Annotated in this window: 3 protein-coding genes; 2 read left to right on the forward strand and 1 reads right to left on the reverse strand. The window is 59.1% G+C overall.

Translation table 11 applies throughout. From position 1 onward, the window contains the following. Positions 1 to 113: 113 nt before the first annotated feature. Positions 114 to 1,868 carry an arsenical pump-driving ATPase gene (gene arsA, locus Q0687_RS27480; protein ID WP_298884073.1) on the reverse strand — a complete coding sequence of 585 codons (1,755 nt, stop codon included), beginning with the start codon at positions 1,866 to 1,868 and terminating at the stop codon, positions 114 to 116. A 659-nt stretch (positions 1,869 to 2,527) separates the two neighbouring features. Between arsA and Q0687_RS27485 the strand changes: the two genes are divergently transcribed. After that, the gene (locus tag Q0687_RS27485; RefSeq protein ID WP_298884075.1) at positions 2,528 to 3,220 is read left to right on the forward strand and encodes a Crp/Fnr family transcriptional regulator; all 693 of its coding nucleotides are present in this window, start codon (positions 2,528 to 2,530) and stop codon (positions 3,218 to 3,220) included. Positions 3,221 to 3,767: 547 nt separating this feature from the next. After that, complete coding sequence (locus Q0687_RS27490) at positions 3,768 to 4,010, forward strand: hypothetical protein (protein ID WP_298884077.1); 243 nt, start codon at positions 3,768 to 3,770, stop codon at positions 4,008 to 4,010. The last annotated feature ends 238 nt before the right edge of the window (positions 4,011 to 4,248 follow it).

Below are 4,248 nucleotides of genomic sequence, written 5' to 3' on the forward strand. Positions count from 1 at the left end.
TCTGAGACATGGCGTACTCCTTGTCTTTAGCCCCTTGCCAGCTTCGCTTGCTGGCAGGGCGGGAGCACGGCCGGACCATCCCATTAGCGGACATCATCAGGTAGTCGGGTCAATTATGACAGCGCCTCAAGCTCCTCAACACCGACAGGAGGCTTGCTTCGCCAGCTAATCATGTATGACCGTTCTGCCAGACCGTCCTGAACGCGAGCGATCTGCGTCCGCTCTCTCGCGAGCCGCAACCGCAGCAAGGGATCGTGAGTTCCCGAAGCGACAAGACATTTGTTGATGACCCAACCAAATGGCTCGATACCGGCGCGCCGCAGGTCTTGCTGAAGAGCAGCGGCCTCTGAAACTGGAGTTGTCTCCGGCAGAGTTACCAGGATCACGCGGGTGTGCGTGGGGTCCTGCAGCCTCATCAGCGGGGTCACGATACGCCCCGGTCCGCTCGGCTCTAATTGGCTCGTCATCTGGCGATGATAAGCGCCGGTCGCATCGAGCAGCAGCAGGGTATGGCCCGTTGGTGCCGTATCGAGGACCACGAAGGCGCTTCGCGCTTCCGCAACGACGTGCGAGAAGGCATGAAACACAGCGACTTCCTCGGTACATGGCGAGGCCAGGTCCTCGAGCAGCAGCGCCTTGCCCTGCTCGTCCAGGCCGCGGCCACGGCTCGCCAGTATTTTCGCGACATAGCGTTCAGTCTCGACCCGGGGATCGATCCGATCCACCGTCAGGCCCGGCATCACGCCATCAACCACGAATTTGACATGCGCTGCAGGATCTGTCGTGCTGAGGTGCACGGCATGCCCCCGCTTGGCAAGTCCGACTGCGATGGCAGCGGCAATCGTCGTCTTTCCGACGCCGCCCTTGCCCATGACCATGATGAGGCCATGCTTTCCTTTGGCGATATCGTCGACCAACCGGTCGAGGCCCGGCAAGTCGATCAGCTTGGCATCTTGTTCGGCGGCTTCATCCAGAGGCAGCGGATCGGACGTCAACATCCGCCTGAGAACCGTGAGGCCCACGATGTCAAAGCCAAACAACGGGATTTCGTCTCGCGGCAGTTTCGCCAGCGACGCCGGCATCGAGGCGAGAGCCTCGTCCTGCTCCCGCTCGAGGGCAACTGCCATGACATCGGCAGGGTCCGTGGCGTGAAAGCGTCCGTTCACAGCGAGAATCTGGCTCGAAAGATTGAGCGCGTCGAGTTCACCCGAAGTTCGAGCCGCCTCGCGGATCGCACTCCGATCGGCGCGGGTGACCAAGACAACGGTGGTCCGCCTGGGATCGCCCAGCGCTTGAAGCGCCTGGTGAAATCGATCCTCCTGCATCTTCAAACCTGAATGTGGGCCGAGACAGGATGCCCCGCGATCGTTGTCCTTGAGAAAGCCGGTCCACGCCTTTGGCAGGCTAAGAAGCCGCAATGTGTGGCCGGTCGGGGCCGTATCGAAAATGATATGGTCGAAGCCCGCCATATCGCCGTCCAGTAGGCCCACGAACTCGTCGAAGGCGGCTATCTCGGTGGTGCAAGCGCCAGAAAGTTGTTCGCGTACGGTCGATCTCTCCTCAGCAGTAATAGCAGGCCCGAGTTGTTTGAGCACGCGGGTTCGATAGCTATCGGCTGCTGCCTCCGGGTCAATGTTCATCGCGAAGAGCCCGGCCGCGTTCGGCACCGACACCGGACAATCGCTCAGCCTGACTTCCAGCATCTCGTCGAGGTTCGACGCGGGATCGGTGCTGACGAGCAGGACGCGCGATCCACGGTCGGCGAGACCGACGGCGGTAGCACATGCCAGCGAGGTCTTGCCGACGCCGCCCTTGCCGGTAAAGAAGAGAAACGGTGTCGGAGCGTCTAGCGGACGAAAGTGAAGCATTAAAACTCATCCCTGGGTCGCGTGCGGTGATGCGGGATGCCCCCTTGTGGAAGCGCGACCCGGGAACCGCCTCGCGCTGAGCGCTATCCGACGCCCTGAATGATGAGGCCCGTACCGTCGCAGCGTTCGCAAGCACTCTCTTTGCCCGTCACCTTGTCTGCCACTTTGCCGGTTCCCGCGCATTCGGGACAGAGGTCCTCAGCGGTACCTGGCGTTCCGGGTTCTGGATCGTCATCAGGGGTATGCGGCCTAAGCGGATTTGATTTCATGGTCGGCGTCCTCCCGCCATTTGTTTGGAGCCGCCAATTGATAGGTCCCGACCCAAAGCAGCGGATTGATCTAACTCAAAGACCGGTCTTGCGCATGGCGGACCGCTGATGCTGCGAAGCGAGAGTCTCTTCTTGGCCCATCTGCGAAGTTGCAGCGCGTCTGATGGAGGTCCGCTCAAAGCGGCAGAGCGGGCCATATTGCTCAACCTGAGTTCTTCGCATTTTGACCCATCGCGGAACATACGGACGGGACAGCGGATCGCTGCTTAGCTAGGGACATATTGCCCTCGCTTTATTTCCGTTTGAGCGTAGTGTCGTGTGATTAACGGCAGACCACCGGCGCCGCTGACCGAGAGTTTTGCGCTCCCGCCATAACTGAGGGAGCGCGATATGCCGCACAAAGAAAACTTGCTTCTCGCCTCGCTTTCGCCGAGCGATCTGGCTGCCCTTCAACCCTGGCTAAAGCTCGTGACTCTCGAACAGGAGCAGGTGCTGTTCGAGGCGGGCGATAACATCGACGCGACCTATTTTCCGACTAGCGCAGTCATTTCCATCGTGGTCACGTTATCAAGTGGCCAAGTCGTGGAGGCGGCAATGGTTGGCCGAGACGGCGTAATTGGCGTATCGGCGGCGCTCGATGGCCGGAAGTCGCTAAGCCGGGCGGTGACCCAGCTGAGCGGTAGGGCAATGGTTTGCAGCTTGGCGGAGCTCAGGAATGCGGCCATGCAAAGCCAAACGCTCCTTTCACTGCTGATCAGGCACGAACAAACGCTTTACGGTCAGGCGCAGCAATCCACCGCCTGTATGGCGGCGCATCATGTGAACGCCCGCCTCTGCCGCTGGCTGCTCAGGTCAAGAGACCTGTCACAAAGCGATACGCTCTTATTCACGCAGGAGTTCTTAGCTGAGATGCTCGGTGTCAAACGAACAAGCGTGACGGTCGCGGCCCATACGCTTCAGCAGGCAGGAATCATCAAATACACGAGAGGCAAGATCCTGATAACCAACCTTCAGGCCCTGCAGGATGCGGCCTGCGAATGCTACGAGACCGTAAAATCGCAGTACCAGGGCTTGCTCGAGTGACAGCTCCGGCGGAAAATTACAGTCCGCCCTGGTCCGCGCTTACTTCTGGAAGGTACGACATTCTCATTTCGGTGGTCGAAGTCCTGGCGACGACAGCCACTCATTTATGTGTTTGGCAACATCCATGAGGCGAGCCCTGCGTAGGAGCGCGTCGCGCTCCGGACTGGGGGGCAGCCGCATCGCACGGCCCTCAAGGTCTTTAGCTGCGTCGGATACTCGCTTATCAAAGGCGGGGCGGCTTGCCCGCTCTTCAATCGAGAGCCGCTTTCGGATCATCGACACGCTAAACCTCCCCAGCTGGACCGCCCTTCGTCGGTTCCTGAAGTCAAACTACAGTCGGGCACTTAGCGTTTCAATCCGAATCGAAGAATCAGGAGCGAACGCAGTAAATCTGACAATGTCAGGAACCCGACATAGCAGCGCGAGTTGAGTGTACTTGATCTTCGCGAGCCGATCTCAAGGGCCTCCCTCCGTATCGAATGTTATTGTTTGGGCCGAGGGGACTGATCAAAAACCCACAATGTAAGTACCTTGGAGGCTGTCATGGATGGCTCTCGAAGTGAACGCGCACGCGCGCGCGCGAAACCTTTTGCCACAAATCGCACCCTTACCGGATGACTCTGAAGTCCAGCGCTTGCGCGAACTATCGATGGATTACATTCGCGAGGCCGACAGACTCGAACTAAACCGCGTCACCCCGCGAGAGACCACCGAACAAATCTCCGAAGCTCTGGATGCGATAGCCCGCGACTTTTTTGCTCGCTTTCTTCAAGACAAGCTAAAAAATTAGTCGATCCACAAACGGTCTACATGACCAGGCCGACCGGTCACACGACCAGATTTGCGCGGATCTCGGCAAGGAGCGTCTTTGGACGTTCCGAAGCCGAAATCGGAGGTCGGATCAAGTGTGTTTTGGTACGCCGCATGAGTCCGCTTCCGGCCCAGGCTGTGTGAAAAGGCTCTGCTTCCTGTAATTCGCGCGATAAGATTCCCGGCGACTTTGCGGGGCATCTGATGAAGCGCTTTGT

The organism is uncultured Bradyrhizobium sp. (assembly GCF_936928535.1).
In the GTDB taxonomy this organism is placed as follows: Bacteria; Pseudomonadota; Alphaproteobacteria; order Rhizobiales; family Xanthobacteraceae; genus Bradyrhizobium.